The sequence below is a fragment of the Pelagerythrobacter marinus genome, assembly GCF_009827515.1.
Lineage (GTDB): Bacteria > Pseudomonadota > Alphaproteobacteria > Sphingomonadales > Sphingomonadaceae > Pelagerythrobacter > Pelagerythrobacter marinus.
The window spans coordinates 13,591-31,919 of the sequence record NZ_WTYO01000007.1; the positions used below are offsets into that span (position 1 = coordinate 13,591).

17 protein-coding genes are annotated in these 18,329 nt (G+C 64.6%); 14 read left to right on the top strand and 3 right to left on the bottom strand.

What is annotated here, in order from left to right:
* Positions 1 to 36 precede the first annotated feature (36 nt).
* Positions 37 to 1,344, bottom strand: coding sequence for a cysteine desulfurase family protein (locus GRI72_RS13105; protein ID WP_160734386.1), 1,308 nt, complete (start codon positions 1,342 to 1,344; stop codon positions 37 to 39).
* A 92-nt stretch (positions 1,345 to 1,436) separates the two neighbouring features.
* Here GRI72_RS13105 and trbB point away from each other — a divergent pair, with 92 nt between their 5' ends.
* The 14 genes from trbB (at position 1,437) to GRI72_RS13175 (ending at position 13,840) form a co-directional block, all read left to right on the top strand.
* A complete protein-coding gene (trbB, locus tag GRI72_RS13110; protein ID WP_066558463.1) occupies positions 1,437 to 2,417 on the top strand; it encodes a P-type conjugative transfer ATPase TrbB in 981 nt (326 codons plus the stop codon).
* A gap of 5 nt (positions 2,418 to 2,422) precedes the next feature.
* The gene (locus tag GRI72_RS13115) at positions 2,423 to 2,746 is read left to right on the top strand and encodes a TrbC/VirB2 family type IV secretion system protein (protein ID WP_255356053.1); all 324 of its coding nucleotides are present in this window, start codon (positions 2,423 to 2,425) and stop codon (positions 2,744 to 2,746) included.
* A complete protein-coding gene (locus GRI72_RS13120) occupies positions 2,746 to 3,021 on the top strand; it encodes a VirB3 family type IV secretion system protein (RefSeq protein WP_066558458.1) in 276 nt (91 codons plus the stop codon). Before GRI72_RS13115 ends, GRI72_RS13120 begins: the two co-directional genes overlap by 1 nt.
* Before the next feature lie 3 nt (positions 3,022 to 3,024).
* Positions 3,025 to 5,487, top strand: coding sequence for a conjugal transfer protein TrbE (gene trbE, locus GRI72_RS13125; protein ID WP_160734387.1), 2,463 nt, complete (start codon positions 3,025 to 3,027; stop codon positions 5,485 to 5,487).
* A gap of 23 nt (positions 5,488 to 5,510) precedes the next feature.
* Entirely contained in the window at positions 5,511 to 6,230 is a 720-nt protein-coding gene (gene trbJ / locus GRI72_RS13130) for a P-type conjugative transfer protein TrbJ (RefSeq protein ID WP_156500552.1), read from the top strand.
* 6 nt (positions 6,231 to 6,236) lie between these two features.
* On the top strand, positions 6,237 to 6,572 hold the full coding sequence (gene trbK-alt, locus GRI72_RS13135) for a putative entry exclusion protein TrbK-alt (protein WP_066558444.1): 336 nt from the start codon (positions 6,237 to 6,239) through the stop codon (positions 6,570 to 6,572).
* 1 nt (position 6,573) lies between these two features.
* Entirely contained in the window at positions 6,574 to 7,896 is a 1,323-nt protein-coding gene (gene trbL / locus GRI72_RS13140; protein WP_160734388.1) for a P-type conjugative transfer protein TrbL, read from the top strand.
* A 6-nt stretch (positions 7,897 to 7,902) separates the two neighbouring features.
* Entirely contained in the window at positions 7,903 to 8,583 is a 681-nt protein-coding gene (gene trbF, locus GRI72_RS13145) for a conjugal transfer protein TrbF (RefSeq protein ID WP_160734389.1), read from the top strand.
* Positions 8,583 to 9,581, top strand: coding sequence for a P-type conjugative transfer protein TrbG (gene trbG / locus GRI72_RS13150; protein ID WP_066558439.1), 999 nt, complete (start codon positions 8,583 to 8,585; stop codon positions 9,579 to 9,581). Before trbF ends, trbG begins: the two co-directional genes overlap by 1 nt.
* Positions 9,578 to 10,750 carry a TraB/TrbI/VirB10 family type IV secretion system protein gene (locus GRI72_RS13155; protein WP_066558438.1) on the top strand — a complete coding sequence of 391 codons (1,173 nt, stop codon included), beginning with the start codon at positions 9,578 to 9,580 and terminating at the stop codon, positions 10,748 to 10,750. The genes trbG and GRI72_RS13155 overlap by 4 nt, the downstream gene beginning before the upstream one ends.
* Entirely contained in the window at positions 10,747 to 10,983 is a 237-nt protein-coding gene (locus tag GRI72_RS13160; protein WP_066558432.1) for a DUF2274 domain-containing protein, read from the top strand. Before GRI72_RS13155 ends, GRI72_RS13160 begins: the two co-directional genes overlap by 4 nt.
* Before the next feature lie 318 nt (positions 10,984 to 11,301).
* Positions 11,302 to 11,439, top strand: a complete 138-nt coding sequence (locus GRI72_RS13165; RefSeq protein ID WP_160734390.1) for a hypothetical protein — start codon at positions 11,302 to 11,304, stop codon at positions 11,437 to 11,439.
* Positions 11,440 to 11,486: 47 nt separating this feature from the next.
* Complete coding sequence (locus GRI72_RS13170) at positions 11,487 to 12,107, top strand: lasso peptide biosynthesis B2 protein (protein ID WP_160734391.1); 621 nt, start codon at positions 11,487 to 11,489, stop codon at positions 12,105 to 12,107.
* 140 nt (positions 12,108 to 12,247) lie between these two features.
* The gene (locus GRI72_RS13175; protein WP_237487189.1) at positions 12,248 to 13,840 is read left to right on the top strand and encodes an asparagine synthase-related protein; all 1,593 of its coding nucleotides are present in this window, start codon (positions 12,248 to 12,250) and stop codon (positions 13,838 to 13,840) included.
* Here the strand turns inward: GRI72_RS13175 and GRI72_RS13180 are convergent.
* Positions 13,837 to 15,963, bottom strand: coding sequence for an Atxe2 family lasso peptide isopeptidase (locus GRI72_RS13180; protein ID WP_160734393.1), 2,127 nt, complete (start codon positions 15,961 to 15,963; stop codon positions 13,837 to 13,839). The genes GRI72_RS13175 and GRI72_RS13180 overlap by 4 nt on opposite strands.
* The gene (locus tag GRI72_RS13185; protein WP_160734394.1) at positions 15,963 to 18,311 is read right to left on the bottom strand and encodes a TonB-dependent receptor plug domain-containing protein; all 2,349 of its coding nucleotides are present in this window, start codon (positions 18,309 to 18,311) and stop codon (positions 15,963 to 15,965) included. The genes GRI72_RS13180 and GRI72_RS13185 overlap by 1 nt, the downstream gene beginning before the upstream one ends.
* Positions 18,312 to 18,329 lie beyond the last annotated feature (18 nt).

The window sequence follows — 18,329 nt, forward strand, 5'->3', positions numbered from 1 at the left end:
AACCCTGCCCGCGCCTCTTGTACGAAGTTTTAGGCTTCAGGCAGCGGCGCGGTAGGCTTTCTCGTACGCAGCCAAGAGCGCAGTGACGGCACGGTCAATGTCCGCCTCGGAAGTGGTTCGGCCAATCCCGATGCGAACGGACGACGAAGCCTCGTCAAAGGAAAGCCCTTGCGCCAACAGGACGTAAGACGGCTCGATGCTGCCTGAGTTGCAGGCTGAGCCTGTCGATGCCGATAGTTCGCCGCGGGCATGCAAGAGGATGTCTTCCGCATTCACTCCCTCGGCCCTGAGGCTTGTGCAACCCGGGATGCGCTCGGCATGCGGATTGATAGTAAAAGGGCATCCCTTCCTGGTGATCCGATCTTCGAAAAGTCTTTGTAATGATTGAATATGTGTGCGTGCCGACTGGCCGTGGCGCTCGTAAAGCCGCGCCGCCGCTGCAAGCCCGGCGCAAAGCGGAACCGGCACTGTACCGCTGCGTCCGAGAGGCTGCTGTCCACCGCCATCAAGCTGCGGAACGAGCCGTAACCGCTCGGCGCGCGACACGGCAAGCCCGCCGATGCCTTTTGGACCGTAGAACTTGTGACCGGAGAAACTCAGCAGATCGGCACCGATATAAGTGAAATCGACATCGATCTTTCCGACGGTCTGCGCCGCGTCTGTGTGAAACAGGACACCTTGGCGATGACAGATTTCGGCAATCTCGCGCACGGGTTGAATGACGCCGGTTTCGTTGTTGGCGTGCATGACCGATACGAGCGCCGTGTCGGGCCTCAGGGCCTGCGCGATGGCTTCTGCGCGAACGCGGCAATCTGCCCCCGGTTTGACTTCGGTGACCTCGATCCCGGTTTTCACGAGCGAACGGGCGGCTTCCAGCACGCATTTGTGCTCGATCGACGACACCACCAGATGGTTTCCGCGTCGTTCCGCTGAGCTCATGACACCTTTGATGGCGAGGTTGTTCGCCTCGGTTGCTCCGCTGGTGAAGAGGATTTCGTCCTCTCCGGCACCGAGCAGCGTTGCGAGCGCTTCGCGCGATCGTTCGACAATTTTCGAGGCCTGCAGGCCATGCGCATGATCCGAATGCGGATTGCCCCAGTCATTGCTCATCGCATCCGCCATCGCATCGATCACCGAGGGATCGACCGGAGTTGAGGCCATGAAATCGAGATAGGCGGGGCCGAGTCTGCGCAAGGAACAACCTTCATTGAAATCGGTGCACCGATAAGACCAAACCTGGCCATGCAAAGCAACCATGATCGCGCGGCGTTGGAGCTTGGACGGCGGCGACCTTCCGATTTGGCCTTTTCCTTTCTTTCTTATTCTTCGCTCTTCTACCCTCATCGCAGATCGCTATTGCCTGAGGGCAAAGTAATGTCTTTTTGATCTGCCTCGCGAATGCAGCCGATGGTCGGTTGCCGCATCCGAGGCAGTCCATGAGGGTCATCCCCCTTCGATCCGAAGTCTCATCGCGCGGCGCGCGCATGCTGCGCACTGCGCTTGGCGGCGACATCGCCCGCTGGCTCGACGAGCCCGATGTCATCGAAGTCATGCTCAACCCCGACGGGCGTCTCTGGGTGGACCGGTTGGGCGAGGGTCTCGCGGCGACCGAATGTCTGATGAGCGCAGCCGATGGCGAGCGGATCATCCGGCTGGTCGCCCATCATGTCGGCGCCGAGGTGCATGCTAGCGCACCGCGTGTGTCCGCCGAACTGCCGGAAGGCGGCGAGCGCTTCGAAGGTCTGCTGCCCCCGGTGGTTGCCGCTCCCAGCTTTGCCATTCGCAAACCAGCCATCGCGGTGTTCTCGCTGGCCGATTACGTGACGACCGGGATCATGAGCAAATGGCAGGCCACAGCGCTTGCCGGTGCAGTCGCTGCGAAAAAGAACATTCTGGTGGTTGGCGGCACCTCGACCGGCAAAACGACGCTCACCAATGCGTTGCTCGCCGAGGTCGCAGCCACGTCCGACCGTGTCGTCCTCATCGAGGATACGCTGGAGCTGCAATGTGCAGCGCCCAATCTGGTGTCGCTGCGGACCAAGGACGGCGTTGCCACCTTGTCCGATCTTGTCCGGTCGGCGCTGCGCCTGCGGCCCGACCGCATTCCCATCGGCGAGGTGCGCGGTGCCGAGGCGCTCGATCTGCTGAAAGCCTGGGGCACCGGTCATCCAGGCGGGGTCGGCACGCTCCACGCCGGCTCGGCGCTTGGCACGCTGCGGCGGCTTGAACAGCTGATCCAGGAAAGCGTGGTCACCGTGCCGCGCGCGCTGATCGCCGAAACCATCGATATCATCGCCGTGCTCGTGCGCGACGGCACCGGGCGGCGCCTTGCCGAACTCGCCGAAGTGCGCGGACTCGATGCCGCCGGCGAATACGTCCTCGCACCCCTTCCATCCACAACAGGAGACCATTCGTGACCCATATCTTGTCGCGAGCGCACCCGCGCCTGTCCGCTTTGATCGTTGGCAGCGTCATTGCGCTGGCATTTGCGGCGCCCGCCCATGCCGCCGGCTCGTCGATGCCGTGGGAAGCGCCGCTCCAGGCGATCCTCGAATCCATCCAGGGCCCGGTCGCTAAGATCGTCGCGGTGATCATCATCATCGCCACCGGGCTGGCACTTGCTTTCGGGGATACCTCGGGAGGTTTCCGGCGCCTGATCCAGATCGTCTTCGGGCTTTCGATCGCCTTTGCCGCGTCCTCTTTCTTCCTTTCGTTCTTCTCCTTCGGCGGCGGAGCGCTGGTGTGATGGATAGCGGTCAATCTTCTCTGCCGAACGGCTTTGCCGTCCCTGTCCACCGGGCGCTGACCGAGCATATCCTGCTCGGCGGTGCGCCGCGCGGACTTGCCATCGCCAACGCGACGCTGGCGGGTGCGATCGGACTGGGTCTGCAGCTGTGGATCGCAGGCGTCGCGTTTTTCGCGCTCGGCCACATGGTCGCGGTCTGGGCCGCCCGGCACGATCCTCAATTCGTCGATGTCGCGCGGCGGCATCTGCGGTTCCCCGCGCATCTGCAGGTCTGAGCCATGCTGAGCTTGCGCGAATATCGGAACAAGGCCGACCGGCTTGCGGACTTCCTGCCATGGGCGGCGCTCGTCGCCCCCGGCGTCGTGCTCAACAAGGACGGCAGCTTCCAGCGCACGTCTCGCTTTCGCGGGCCGGATCTCGACAGCGCGACCCCTGCCGAACTGGTTGCAACGACGGCGCGCCTGAACAGTGCGCTGCGCCGGCTCGGTTCGGGCTGGTCGATCTTCGTCGAGGCCGTGCGCCGTCCGGCACTGGATTATCCCGTCTGCGCATTTCCCGATCCGGCCTCGGCACTGGTCGAACGAGAGCGCGCCGCGCAGTTCGCAGAGGAGGGCGCGCATTTCGAGAGCCGCTATTTTCTGACCTTCCTATGGATGCCGCCTGCCGAGGATGCCGCGCGGGCTGAAAGCTGGCTCTACGAAGGAAAGGCCGAGAAAGGCGTGGATCCGCGCGAGCTTCTCGAGGGCTTCGCCGATCGGACCGACCGGCTGCTGCGCCTGTTCGAAGGGTTCTTTCCCGAGGTCCAATGGCTCGATGATGGCGAGACCCTGAGCTATCTTCACAGCTGCATCTCGACGCGGATGCACGATGTACGCGTTCCCGAAACCCCGATGCATCTCGATGCGCTGCTTGCCGACGAGCCGCTGACCGGCGGTCTCGAACCGCGCCTGGGTTCGGCCCATCTGCGGACACTGACCGTGATCGGCTTTCCGAGCGCGACATTCCCCGGGCTGCTTGATGATCTCAATGCGCAGGGCTTTGCCTATCGCTGGGCGACGCGGGCGATCATGCTCGACAAGAGCGATGCGACGAAGCTGCTCTCGAAAATCCGCCGGCAGTGGTTTGCGAAGCGCAAATCGGTCGCCGCGATCCTCAAGGAAGTGATGACCAACGAGGCCTCGGTGCTGGTCGACAGCGATGCGGCCAACAAGGCCGAGGATGCCGATGCCGCGCTACAGGAGCTGGGCGCTGACCATGTCGGGCTCGCGCTGGTCACCGCGACCGTTACGGTGTGGGACGAAGAGCCAGCGCTTGCCGCCGAGAAGCTGCGGCTGGTCGAGAAGGTCATCCAGGGACGCGATTTTACCTGCGTGACCGAAGGCATGAATGCGATCGAGGCCTGGCTCGGATCGCTGCCCGGCCATGTCTACGCCAATGTTCGCCAGCCCCCGATCTCGACGCTGAACCTTGCGCATATGATGCCGCTTTCGGCCGTCTGGGCCGGACCGGAAAGCGATACGCATTTTGACGCGCCGCCGTTGTTTTACGCCAAGACCGAAGGCTCGACCCCGTTCCGATTTTCGCTTCATGTCGGCGATGTCGGACACAGCCTCGTCGTCGGTCCGACCGGGGCGGGCAAATCGGTCTTGCTGGCAATGATGGCGCTGCAGTTTCGCCGCTATGCCGGGTCGCAAATTTTCGCTTTCGATTTCGGCGGCTCGATCCGTGCGGCCGCGCTCGCGTGCGGCGGCGATTGGCAGGATCTGGGGTCGGGTCTTTCCGAGGACAGCGACGAGGCGGTCCTGCTGCAACCGCTGGCGCGGATCGATGAGCCGGCACAGCGCAACTGGGCTTCGGAGTGGCTCCAGGCGATCCTCGCTGCGGAGGGTGTCGCAATCGATCCGGAGACCAAGGATCATCTGTGGTCGGCGCTGAGCTCGCTGGCGAGCGCCCCGGTCGCTGAGCGCACGCTCACCGGACTTGCTGTCCTTTTGCAATCGCAGGCATTGAAGCAGGCGCTTGCCCCCTACTGCGTCGGTGGGCCGTTCGGACGGCTCCTCGATGCCGAAAGCGAACGGCTGGGCGAAGCGAGTTTCCAGGCGTTCGAGACCGAAGGGCTGACCGGATCGGCGGCTGCGCCCGCCGTGCTGTCATATCTGTTTCACAGTATCGGAGGTCGCCTCGACGGCTCGCCCACACTCATTATTATCGACGAAGGCTGGCTGGTGCTCGACAGTCCGGCCTTCGCCGCGCAGCTGCGCGAATGGCTCAAGACCCTGCGCAAGAAGAATGCGAGCGTCGTTTTCGCCACTCAAAGCCTTGCCGATATCGAGACCTCGGCGATCGCGCCGGCGATTATCGAAAGCTGTCCGACGCGAATCTTCCTGCCCAATGACCGGGCGGTCGAACCCCAGATTTTGGGTATCTATCGCCGCTTCGGACTGAACGACCGCCAGATTGAAATCCTCAGCCGGGCAACGGCCAAGCGCGATTATTACTGTCAGTCCTCTCGCGGTAATCGCCTGTTCGAACTTGGCCTTGGCGAAGTGGCGCTCGCCTTTGCCGCCGCTTCTTCCAAGAGCGACCAGCTCGCTATGTCCCGCATCATCGAAAAGCATGGTCGGAGCGGCTTTGCCGTCCACTGGCTGAGGTATCGCGGCCTCCACTGGGCCGCCGAATTGCTCGGCAGCGATGCGCACTCTTCCGACCCCCCAAACCCACCAGAAGGAGACCTGAAGTGACCTCTCGAAAAATCTTCCGCAGCATGGCCATGGGCATTGCGCTCGCCTTGGCGAGTACGAGCGCCTTGGTATCGACGCCTGCACACGCCCAGTTCGGCGGGATCGTTTACGATCCGTCCAATTACGCGCAGAACGTGCTGACTGCCGCTCGCACGCTTGAGCAGATCAACAACCAGATCCGCATGCTGCAGAACCAGGCGACGTCGCTCATCAACCAGGCGAAGAACCTCGAGCGCCTGCCGACGAGCATCCTTCAGCCCTTGCAGGACCAGATCCGGCAGACACAGCAACTGCTGAGCCAGGCCCAACGCATCGCCTACGATGTGCGCGAGATCGAGACGGCCTTCGCGGCCCAGTACCGGAACGTTCCGCTCGGCGCCTCGCAGCAGGCCATGGTCGAAGGCGCCGAAGCACGCTGGCAGAACAGCATTGCCGGCTTCGAGGACGCGCTGAAAGTCCAGGCGGGCGCGGTCGCCAACATCGAAGGCTCGCGCGCGGCGATTGGCAGCCTGGTCGGCGCGAGCCAGTCCGCCACAGGGGCGCTGCAGGCGGCCCAGGCCGGCAATCAGCTGCTCGCGCTGCAAGCGCGCCAGCTCGCCGATCTGACGGCAACGCTGGCGGCCTCGAGCCGCGCGCAGGCGCTCCACGCGGCCGACCGCGCGGCGGCCAAGCGCCAGGCGCACGAACAACTCCGGCGTTTTCTCGCCGATCGGCCCCGCTACGTGCCCGGCGGATCGGACTGATCCGTCATGGACGGAAAGCTCATCGCGCGGATTGGTGCGGCCGTTTTTGTCGGCCTCGCGCTCGCCATGACGCTCGTGCAGTTGCGCGAGGAGCCCGGGCCACGCGTCGAGCCGGCCGCTACCGTCCGGGTGCCCGATGGCGATCCGCTGCCCGCCCGTCTCGGAGCGTGTTCGGATATGGGAGAGCTCGCGCTGTCTTCGCCCGATTGCCGGGCGGCCTGGGCCGAGAAGCGGCGACGATTCTTCGGCGTCGAGCATCCCGATGCCTATTCCGGGCTGAATAAGGAGTCGGCTTTGTCCGATCCGGTCCTTCGCTCGTCGCCAACGCGCGAGGAGCGCTGACATGGGCGGGACCGGCGTCGTCGATCGCTTCCTGGCGGTATTTTCGCGGTACATCGACAGCGGCTTCGGGCTGCTTTCGGGCGAGGTCGCCTTCATCGCGACCACGCTGATCGTGATCGATGTGACGCTGACTGCCCTGTTCTGGAGCTGGGGCGAGCAGGACGACATCATCGCCCGCCTCGTCAAGAAAACGCTCTTTGTCGGCATCTTCGCCTACATCATCGGCAACTGGAGCGCGCTCGCGAACATCGTCTTCAACAGCTTTGCCGGGCTCGGCCTCAAGGCCAGCGGCTCCGGGCTCGGGGCTGCCGACCTCCTGCAGCCGGGCCGGGTCGCGCAGGTCGGCATCGATGCCGCCTGGCCACTGCTCGAATCCATGGAAGACCTGCTCGGCTATGTGAGCTTCTTCGAGAACTTCCTGCAGATCGTCATCCTGCTCGTCGCATGGGCGGTGGTCATCATCGCCTTCTTCATCCTCGCGATCCAGCTGTTCGTCACCCTGATCGAGTTCAAGCTGACGACGCTTGCGGGTTTCGTGCTCATTCCTTTCGGCCTGTTCGGCAAGACAGCCTTCATGGCCGAGCGCGTGCTCGGCAATGTGGTCTCCTCGGGGATCAAGGTGCTGGTGCTCGCCGTGATCATCGGCATCGGCTCGACCCTCTTCGCCGAGTTCACCGGCGCCATTCCGGGCGAGCCGACGATCGAGGATGTCCTGGCCATCGTGCTCGCCAGCCTGACGCTGCTCGGCCTCGGCATTTTCGGCCCCGGCATCGCCAACGGGATCGTCGCGGGCGGGCCGCAACTGGGTGCCGGCGCGGCAGCCGGGACTGCCCTTCTCGCAGGTGGTGCGGCGGTTGGCGGCGTCGCCGGGGCCAAACTGGCCGGCGGTGCGGTTGCCAGCGCCGCCTCTTCGGTCGCGCGCGGCACCTCGCGCGCCGCCGGCGGTGCGACCATGGCCTATGCCACGGGTTCGGCGGGCAGGAGCGGCGGAGCAGCTGTGGCGGGCGGTATGGCCGGTGTCGGGCGCGCCGCGGGCGGCGCGGCGATGTCTCCGCTGCGCGCCGCAACCGACAGTGCCCGAGGCAATTTCCGGGAGGGTGCGCGCTCGGCGGTCGGTCACATGGGAGGGCGTATCGTGCCTGCCCCAGGTTCCCCGCCGTCCGATAGCGGACAGGCAGCGAGCAGCGACGGCCCGCCATCCTGGGCCAGATCCATGAAGCAGCGCCAGAGCCTCGGCCACTCCGCATCGCTCGCCGCGCACACCGTGCGCGCCGGCGACGGCCATGGCGCAGGCGCCTCGATCGACACACGAGAAAAGGACTGACGGCAAATGTTCAAACGCCCTTCGATCCGGTACGGCAAGACCCCGCAGGCAGAGACGCCATACCAGCGCGCGGCGCAGGTCTGGGATGACCGCATCGGTTCGGCGCGCGTCCAGGCGAAAAGCTGGCGCTTCGCGTTCTTCGGGGCACTTGGTCTCTCGGCCATCCTGACCGGCGGTCTCATGTGGCAGAATGCGCGCGGAACGATCGTCCCCTGGGTCGTCGAGGTCGACAAGCTGGGCGAAGCGCGCAGCGTTGCCCCCGCCGACGCCGGCTTTACGCCCGGCGATACCCAGATCGCCTTCCATCTCGCGCGCTTCATCGAGAACGTCCGGTCCATTCCCGACGACGCGATCGTCGTGCGCGAGAACTGGCTGCGGGCCTACGACTTTGCGAGCGATCGCGGCGCGCTCGCGCTCAACGAGTATGCGCGCGCCAACGATCCGTTCGCTGTGGTCGGCCACGAACAGGTGGCGATCGAGGTCACCAGCGTGATCCGCGCTTCGCCGAAGAGTTTCCGCGTCGCCTGGGTCGAGCGGCGCTACCGCGACGGCGCGCTTGCCGAGACGAGCCGCTGGACCGCGATCCTGGGGATCGCGGTCCAGCCACCGCGCGATCCAGATGTGCTGACGCGCAATCCGCTGGGAATTTTCGTCACCTCTATCAACTGGTCAAAGGAGCTCGGCTGATGTCCCGCCCGCAAACCTTCATTCGTTCCAGCCTCGTCGGCGTTCTCTCGCTTGCAGCCGCCGCGCCCGCGTCGGCGACGCCTGCCCCCCAGTCGCAGGCCGCTGCGGCGGCGTTGAGCGCCATCGTTCGATTACCGCCGAACGCAGGCCATCGTGTCGCTGGCGCACGCCTCCTTCTTTCGCGGCAGTCCTCCCCCGCTGCCGCGCGCCGCTCCCCTGCCTCCGATCCCGCCCCCGATCCTCAGGAGCAGGTTGGAGCGGCGAACGATTCCGCCCGGGTCCAGCCCGACAATGCCGGATTCCAGAATGCCATCCAGCGTTATGCCTATAACGAAGGCGCCCTGTTCCAGGTCTACACCAAGCCGGGGCAGGTGACCGACATCGCTTTGCAGGAGGGTGAGACACTGGTCGGACCCGGGCCGGTTGCCGCAGGCGATACGGTGCGCTGGATGATTGGCGACACGATCAGCGGTAGCGGTGCGACTGCCAGGGTGCATATTCTCGTCAAGCCGACCCGGCCCGATATCGCGACCAATCTCGTGATCAATACCGACCGGCGCACCTATCATGTCGAGTTGCGCGCCAACCCGCGCATCTACATGGCCTCGGTCAGCTGGATCTATCCGCAAGACGAGTTGATCGCGCTGCGCAAGGCGGAAACCGAAGCCACACGGACCGCTCCGGTCGCCGAAGGATTTGCGCTCCAAGACCTGAATTTCGCCTATCGCTTGTCCGGCGACCGTCCGGACTGGCGACCGGTCCGCGTCTTCGACGACGGACGGCGCACGCTGATCGAGTTTCCGCCCGACATCGCGCAGGGCGAGATGCCACCTTTCTTCATTATCGGCGAAGACGACGGGGCCGAGCTCGCCAACTACCGGGTATCGGGCCGCTACATCATCGTCGATCGCCTGTTCGACAAGGCCGAACTGCGCCTGGGCGCCGGCCGCGGGCAGGTGCGCGTCAGGATCACCAACCGTGCGCGCGGGTCGTCATGAGCGAGGAGCCTCTCGACCGCCAACCGGACAATGCGGAGTCGATCGTGAGACTGCGCGGGGAAGGGCCGCGCGTGGTCCGGTTGTCGCGCAAGGCCATTGGCATCACCAGCGCCGCCGGTCTGGCCCTGGTCGGCGGCGCCTTGCTGTTCGCGCTCCGGCCGGCGTCGCACGAGCAGGGCGAGGAATTGGTGAATACCGAAAGCACTGCTGTCGCGGACGGCCTCGCGTCGGCGCCCCGGGACTATACGCAGGTGCCCAGGCTCGGGCCGCCCTTGCCCGGCGACCTCGGCAAGCCGATTCTCGATGCGCAGGATCGCGGCGCTGTCGCCGCGCTTCCGCCCGTGGGCGCTCGGCCGGCTTCGCAATCGCCAGCGATCGCCGCGCGGGAGGCCGCGCGTCAGCGCATCGCGCAGGAGAGCGAAGCTGCGAGAGCCAGCCGCCTGTTCTTTGGCGGCGGGGCTCAGCCCGCCAGTCTCGTGCAAACGGATGTCGCTAGCGGGCTCGGGTCAGCCCCGGGTATCGGTGCTGACGCGCCACCGGCCGCGCGCGCATTCCTCGACCGGCCGGCCGAACGCAGGACGGCTTCGATGCAGCAACTTGAGGCGGCGCCGACTGCAGCCGTCCTGCAATCGGGTTCGATCATTCCCGCGGCGCTCATTACCGGGATCCGGTCCGACCAGCCCGGGCTGGTGACCGCGCAGGTGACCCAGAACGTCTATGACAGCGTGACGGGACAACGCTTGCTGATCGGGCAGGGCGCGCGGTTGATCGGTGATTACCAGTCCGATGTCGGCTTTGGCCATCGCCGCGTGCTGCTGGCCTGGAACCGCCTGATCCTCCCCGATGGTCGTTCGATCGTGCTCGAGCGCCAGCCTGCCGCCGATCCCGCCGGATATGCGGGGCTCGAAGACCGGGTGGATTACCACTGGGGCGGGGTGCTGAAAGCCGCGCTGGTCTCGACGATACTCGGCATCGGCGGCGAACTCGGGGCAGGTGGGGACAGCGAACTGGTCCGCGCGCTGCGCCGCGGCAGCCAGGACAGCATCGGCCGGGCTGGTGAGCAGGTCGTTTCCCGCGAGCTCGATGTTCGCCCGACGCTCACCATCCGGCCCGGCTACCCGGTGCGCGTGCTGGTTACGCGCGACATTGTGCTGGAGAGTGGGTCATGACCCGTTTGAAGATGTCCGATATCACCGATGAAAAGCCGGTCCGGCTGTCGGTCGAGATCCCTGCACGCCTGCATCGCCAGCTGGTCGATTACGGCACCATCCTTAATGGCGGAGCGGTCAAGGACGCGCCGCAACCAGCCGCGCTGATCGGGCCGATGCTCGAACGCTTCATCGCCAGCGATCGTGAATTCGCGAAGGCCCGGCGCCGCGCTGCTGGGCGCGAGAAAGAATAGAAGGTCCGCCAGCAATGAATTGCCTATTTTCTCGATACTGCGCGTAAAGGTCTTGCGAACAAGTTCTTTGCTTCGGCGGTGTTTCCGTCATATATTTAGGCCGGGAACTCAAATTCCCTGCGACCGGGCATCGATACGCATGTCCAAGCCGCAAGCCAAAGGTATCGAGGTACTTGCCAACGAGTGCTTCCATTGCCCGGTCGCACCCTTTGGGCCGGGTGCCGATTATAATTACATTATAAATTGGAATGATCGTCTTTGTCGAACCAGTCTTGGTTGGCGGCATTTGGAGTCGCGATTTTGACAAGGAGAAGATCAATGAAAGAACCACAAGCAATCGAAGAGCCGGTGGTGGAACTCGGACAGGCGTCCGTCGAAACCAAGGGCAATGCAATCTTCGATGTCGATCTGAGCACCGGTCCCTCCCGTTACGCGATGGGAATGGCCGACGACTGAGCCGGTCGGGCGCGCGCGCCTGCGCGGTGCGCGCGCCACCCGCCGTCATGGTGCCTCCGGACCCTGATCGCGACGCTTTGGCGTGGCGTGAGATCGATGGACAGCTGATCTTCCTCGACCTGGCCGCGGACCGGTATTTTCGACTTGGCCGAGACCAGAACCATACATTTCTCGACATGGTCGCACGAAGCGGACGCGAGCGCTGGCGCCAGCCGCCGGATTTCCCGCGGCCTTTGAACTGGGCACCGCCGACCCGGACATCGCAGGCTATCGAGTTCGGCGCATTCAGCCTGTCCGAGATTGCCCACTCGCTCTGGACGCAGCGGCGTGTCGAACGGCGAATTGCGACTTCGGGCTTCCATTCCGTTCTCAGCGAGACCCGGCAGCTTCTTGCGCGCCGGGGTCGCCCCCGCAGCGATTCTGCGATTGCGGACCGTATCGTCCGTTCCTTCGAACATGCCCGCATCTTGCGCACCGCCGCGAACCGGTGCCTGCCGCGATCCATTGCGCTGGCCGTTCGGCTCGCGGCCCGTGGCGCCCCTGTGAACGTCGTCATCGCCGTAAAGCTCGCGCCGTTTGCGGCCCATTGCTGGGCGCAGGCGGACGATGTGGTGCTCAACGACAGCGTCGAGGAGGTGCAGCGCTATACCCCGCTGCTGGTGCTGTGAGCAGCCCTGGATTCGCACTGGCAGTTCCGCTCACCAACAGTGCGCTACTTTCCGCTCGCCCACGGCTGCATTCCGATCTCGGGACGCTTCGCGCAGATGAGCCGCGGGTTTGGCTTGGCGGCGGCATGCCAGTGATCGACATGGGCTCCCGGGGGATCGTGATCGGTACGCTTTTTTCCCGTCCCGACGGGGCGGCCTGCCGTTCGATCGTGTCCGACCGGGAAGTGGACGAAGACGCACAGAGCATGGCTCGTCGTCTGCTCGATCGGTGTTGGGGTGCCTACATCGCTGTATTGACTGACCCTGACGAGCGCGGGACCTCCGTTCTCGTCGATCCTTCTGGACTGCTGCCGGTGTATTCGGTCACCACCGAGAACCACGTGGTGATATCCTCTAACGTTCGGGTGCTCGAACGATGCACGCATGTGCACCTGCGGGTCGACTGGAAGGACGTCCATGCGTTTCTTTGCCGACCCGAGCTGCGCTCGCGCGCCACCTGTCTGAAAGGCGTGCGAGAGGTACCGCCCGGCAGCCTGACCACCATCTTCGGACGCTCGATATCGGAAAAGCTCCTCTGGCGACCCGATGCCTTCATGCCTGTCGCCCCCCATCCCTCGTTCGGCGATGCGGCCAACCAGCTGCGCGAGACGGCGATTGCCGTGATAGGCGCCTGGGAAAGATCGCTGGGGCCAGTCACCGTGGCCGCATCGGGGGGCGTCGATTCCTCGTTCATCTGTGGCGCACTCCATTGTGGCGGTGCGGCGTTTTCATGCGTCACGGCCGCCACCGCCGATCCCAGCGGCGACGAGCGACCAGCCGTCCGGCGTCTGGCCGAACACCTCGATGTCCCTCTCGCGGAAGGCATCTACGACCCTGCGCTGTTCGACCCTCTCGAAAGTGCCTCGGGTGCCTTGCCTCGCCCTTCGCGCAAGTCCTTTCTCAACGGCGTCGATCGGTTGTTCGCCAAGGCTGCCGATGATCTCGGCGCGGTTACGATCATGGACGGCAACGGCGGTGACAATCTGTTCTGCTATCTACACTCGGCAGCACCGATTGACGATCGACTGCGAGCCGAATTCACACTTTCGGGCTGGGCCTCGACTTTCCTCGACAGCTGTCGCGTAACCGGCTGCGATGTTCCCGAAATGGCGACAGCGATCTGGCGCAGGATGACGAGGCCCGCTGGTTTCCCGCCATGGCCTGCTGACGAGCGTCTGCTGTCACGTCCCGCGCCGGACTTCGAAAGTGCCGAACCGGTAGCGCCCTGGACCAGGGTTCCCGTCGGGCCGCACGGCGGCAAGCATGATCACCTGGCGCTGATCATGCGATGCCAGAACCATCTTCACGGACTGATATCGCCAATGTCCCGCTTTTCGCCCTTGATGAGCCAGCCGCTCATGGAACTGTGCCTCGCTATTCCGACCTGGTTATGGTGCGAGGGCGGATTGAATCGCTCTGTGGCGCGGCGCGCTTTTGCGGACGCATTGCCACCCTCGATCCTCACGCGCACAGCCAAGGCCGGCCCCGATAGCTATATCCGCGCGATTTTCGATCGGAACCGGCAGGCTGTCAGGCACTCCCTGATGGACGGCCTTCTCGCACGCCAGGGCCTGCTCGACCTGCCGGCCGTCGAACAGGCCCTGGGGATCGACGCTTACACCGGAGATTCGATTATCTACCGGTTGCTCGACCTTGCCGAAGCCGAACACTGGGCTCGGGCGTGGCAGGATTAGGACCCGGGCGAGCAGGTCAACTCGGCCCGTGTTGGAGCGCCTTCCATCGTCAGCCACCGGTCGTATTGCCGGTCGCGCTCGGAGACACAGTTTCTGCGCTTCATGAGCCAGAACTCGAGCCATTCGGTGGTCCGTTCGTAGACCGCACTGCGATGGGCAGGCTGCCATTTGTAGTGCGTCTCATCCTCGAACACGTGAAGCTCGATCGGCTTGCCCTTGTGGCGGTAGACCTCGACCACATCGAGGCCGCCCTCATATTCGCTGTCGGCATTCTGGATGAGGATCGGGACATCGACGCGGTCCACGTTGAGGATCAGCGACATCGGGCGCCAGAATTCCTCCGCGCCGTCCTCGAGGAACCGGTAGCCGATGCTCCGGGTGAATGCACTGTAGGCGGGCCCGGCGGACAGCACGTAGCTGTACATGTCCTCGCAGCACGATCCGAGGCTGGCGACCTTGTATCGAGGCGAATTGATCAAGGCGAACTGGGCCGACGAGACCCCATCGCTCCAGCCGGTGAGGCCTATGCGACTGGCATCGACAGTGCCGGTCCCGATCGCGTGATCGAGCGCGATATCGAGCGAGGACTGGACATTGCGCCGGTCGAGCCAGTCGACCCTGTTGGCGCTCAGCAGTTCGGTCGCGGTTTGCGCTTGTGCGACAGCGGGGGCGAGGTCGGGCTTGGCGAAACTGAGAACGGCAAAACCGCGAGCAGCCAGTGGCTGTACGGGGACTTCGTCCCCCGAGCCTCCGCGCAGGAACCCGTGGCTGATATATTGGACGACGACCAGCGGATGGCGTTGACCCGGCTGATGATCGGGAGGCAGCACGAGATCGGCATAGCTTTCCACACCATAGGCATTGCTGAACCGGAAACGCTGGACCGAACCAAGGTCGAGCGAGGAAACCAGAGGATTGGGATCGTGAATCAGTCGCGCCTCGCCATTGTCGAGGCCGATCCCCACCAGCCGTCGCGGGGTTGTCGCTCCTTCGCGCGCGCAGATGATCTCGTCTGCGGCCAGAGCGCATCCGATCAGCATGTCGTCGCTGACCATCAGGCGGCGCGGTACACTGGCACCGATATCCCAGCGCAGGATTCCCATGCTGCTCTGCCCCCAGCCTGTCTTCTGGACGGCGAAGAGCGCGCGTTCGGAAGGCGACCACCACATCCGCATGATGCCTTCGCACAGCTTTGCAGGGCAGCTGATCCGGGTGTCCGTCGGATCGGACAGAACCAGCCGCGTCGGAGAGATATAGCGGTCGGGAAACTTGGGCTCGAGCCACGCGGCCCATCCTTCGGGACCGGCGACGTAGCCACGCGCCCGCTCGGGGAGACCTTGCGGTCCTTCCGGAGACAGCACGGCTATCTCTTCTGGCGTGGAGCTTCGGGATTCCCCTGTCGCGAGATCGATGGTGGTGTATTCCGTCGCGATTGCTTCCCGCGGGATCGGGCGGGACGTGAATTGCGGCGAAATGCTCTCGTCGTAGAGGAAGCCCCGGCGCGCCTGCTGCGCGATTCCCAGCGCCGCCCGTCTTATTCCGGGCCTCGTGGCGACGACGAGCGCTTCGCCGCCGCCGAGCCAGGCGAACGCATCGACATCGTCGGGGAGGGTGGTGACTTGCCGCGCGTCCGTTCCTCCCGCGCTGTCCGCCAGCCAGACCTGGGTCGACCCTTCGATCCGCTTGAGATAGGCGATCGCGCGTCCGTCCGGAGAGAAGCGCGGCGTGTTGACCTTGACCCAGCCCGCGGTGACCGACGGAAATTCGCGCAGCCGAAAATCGTCACGCAGGTATTCACCGCCCCGATCGAGCTCCCGCGGTGCCTGGCTCCTGTCGAGCGGCATGACCACCAGCCGCTGGCAATAGCTGTTGGTCTCGGCATTGCCGCGCCGAACGACAAAGGCGATCTGCGTCATGTCGGGAGACACCCCGAAGGCGCTTGGCGTTTCGTTGGGATCCGACCGCCCGATATCGGCCAGTTGCACCAGGTCCACTGCCGTCATGGTGCGCTCCTCGACATGCGACGAAGCGCCGTCGAAAGCTGCGCAGGGGTCTTGAGGCGACCGGGGCAGTTCGGCGGTGGGGATGATCGAGAAGGACAGGGCAGCAGCCAGGAAACCCATCACCAGTGCCTCCTGATACCGAAGGCGATGAAGCGGCCGATTGGCGAATAATTGGTCGAATCATACGGTGTGTCGTTCGGCCCGGTAATGGCGATGACCTCGGGCTCGTCATCGAAGACGTTCTGGATGGTAAACGAAACCTCCAGGCCCGGATCCCTGTCCGCGCCTTCGATAATCTCGTAACTGAATCCGAGATCGAGAGTTGCGCTCGGTGCAATCCGGCTTTCTTCGGCAAATCGTCGATCTCTCAAGGCTCCGGTGTAGTTGAGCGCGGCATTCGCCTTGAACGCGCCCGTTTCGTAGCGGGCGGTCCCCCGGGCGCGGATGCGAGGAGGATTGAACACTGTTCCCGAAAGCTGCACCTTGGGGAGCGCGGCGGTCAGCTGCTGGTCGCTGTCGAGCCAGCTGCCGGCGAGCTCGAGCGACATGGAATCGTCGCCGTGCAGCCTGCGGGTCCATGAGATGCGCGCATCGATGCCTTCGATCTGCTGGACCGCGACGTTGATATTCCGGTTGTCGACCAGGGCGACCACATTGGCCGCATCGTAGGGCGAGCCGGAAAAGTTCTGCAGGCCCAGCTGGGCTCCGGAGATGAGTCCTGCCAGCAGATCGGCCTGCGGCGAGAAATCGATCAGGCTCGCGAAACCCGGATCGCGGAAGGCAGCGGCAATCGATCCGGCAATCGGCTGCACGACCCTGTCGCTGTAGCGAATATCGTACCATGTTGCCGAAACGAGCAGGCCGGGGACGCCCGCCGGCTCAAGCTCGACCCCGGCGGTCCAGCTGCGTGCACGTTCGGACTGGATATCCGGATTGCCGCCGCTGGTGAACAGGACGGTGTCCGGACCGGAGCCCGCGCCAAAAGCTACAGCGGGGAGCAGGAATGCCTGATAGGGCGTAAACTGCTGAAACAGCGTGGGCGCCTTGAAGGATCGCGACCAGCTTGCCCGGAAGGTCAGCCCGGCGACAGGCGAATAGATCGCACCGAGGCGCGGCGTGGCCAGCTGATCGAGGCCCGGGTAGTCCTCATAGCGCAGCGCGGCCGAGAGACTGAGCCGTTCGATCCCGGAAATATCATTGCTGCCCGAAATGATGGGGAGAAAGAGCTCCCCGTAAGCGAACCGGCTGCGCCGGGTGATATCGAAGGCCGCCGAGGGACTGGCATTGATTTCCCGCGAGAAGTCGAGACGATTGTTGCGAAATCCGGTGCCTACCGCAAGCCTTGCAGCCCCGCCGGGAAGCGTGAACAACGGACCCTCGGCACCGATCTCTCCCGAAGCGATGGCGTTGCAGAAGCAGCCTGTCGTGACCGTTTCCGCGCCATTTTGCGTGGAATTTGTCTGGAAATGCGTTCGATCGCGCCCGAACACGCCAAGCGCCGTCGCCATCCAACCCGAGCCGAGCTCGATCTCGAGCGAAGGGGCGAAAGTGATCGCTTCGACATCCGGCTCGGACACGAACCGCGCCGCCGGCGTGCCGCTGACGATTCTTGAGCTACGTGTGGAATAGAGCGCATCGAGGCGCGCGGTCACACCGGACGCGACCATCTGGTGCCCGGAAAAGATTGCCGCGTGGCGACGCTGCGAAGGATACAGCGAGGTCTCGGGATCGAGCGATGCCGCATAGGAGCGCTGGCGCGCAGCGATCCTGGAGTTGTTGGAAAAGTCGTAGGCGAGCAGGAAACCGCCACTGCTCCAGCGCGTGCCTCCGACGATGTCAGCCTGCTGGCGGAAGTAGCCCCCGTCCGTGCTCGCTCCAATCTGCCCCGACGTGGTGATGCCTTCGAAGTCTCGCCGCAGAACGACATTGACGACCCCTCCCACGGCGTCCGAGCCATAGATAGCCGATGCGCCGTCCGGTACGATTTCGATCCGGTCCACCGCAGGCAGGGGTATGGCGGAGATATCGACACCCTGGAGCGCCGAATCGTATGGCAGGCGGTGACCATTGAGGAGGGTCAGCGTGGCGTCGGGGCCAAGGCCCCGCAAATTGGCGCTCGACGCTGAGTTGACATTGCTGTTCGCGCTGCCCGCACCGAAGCCGATCCCCGGGTTTTGACCCCCTGAGAAATTCTGCGGCAGCGAGCGGATCGCTTCCCCGAGATCGACTTGCCCTGCTTCCACGATGGCCTCTCCATCGAGCGAAATGACCTCGCCGACCACCCGCGCGCCGCGAATGCGGGTACCCGTGACGACTATGGTGTTTCCTTCATTCCCGCCCTGCGAGGTTTCCGCGTCGTCGGGCGCTGGGCCGGGCTGTTCGCCCGCCTGTGCACGAAGCGGCGTGGCAAATACGACGAGAGCCGTGCCCGCGAGGAGGGCTGGCAGCCCCCTTGATTTCAGCATCATCCTGATCTCCCTGTTCAA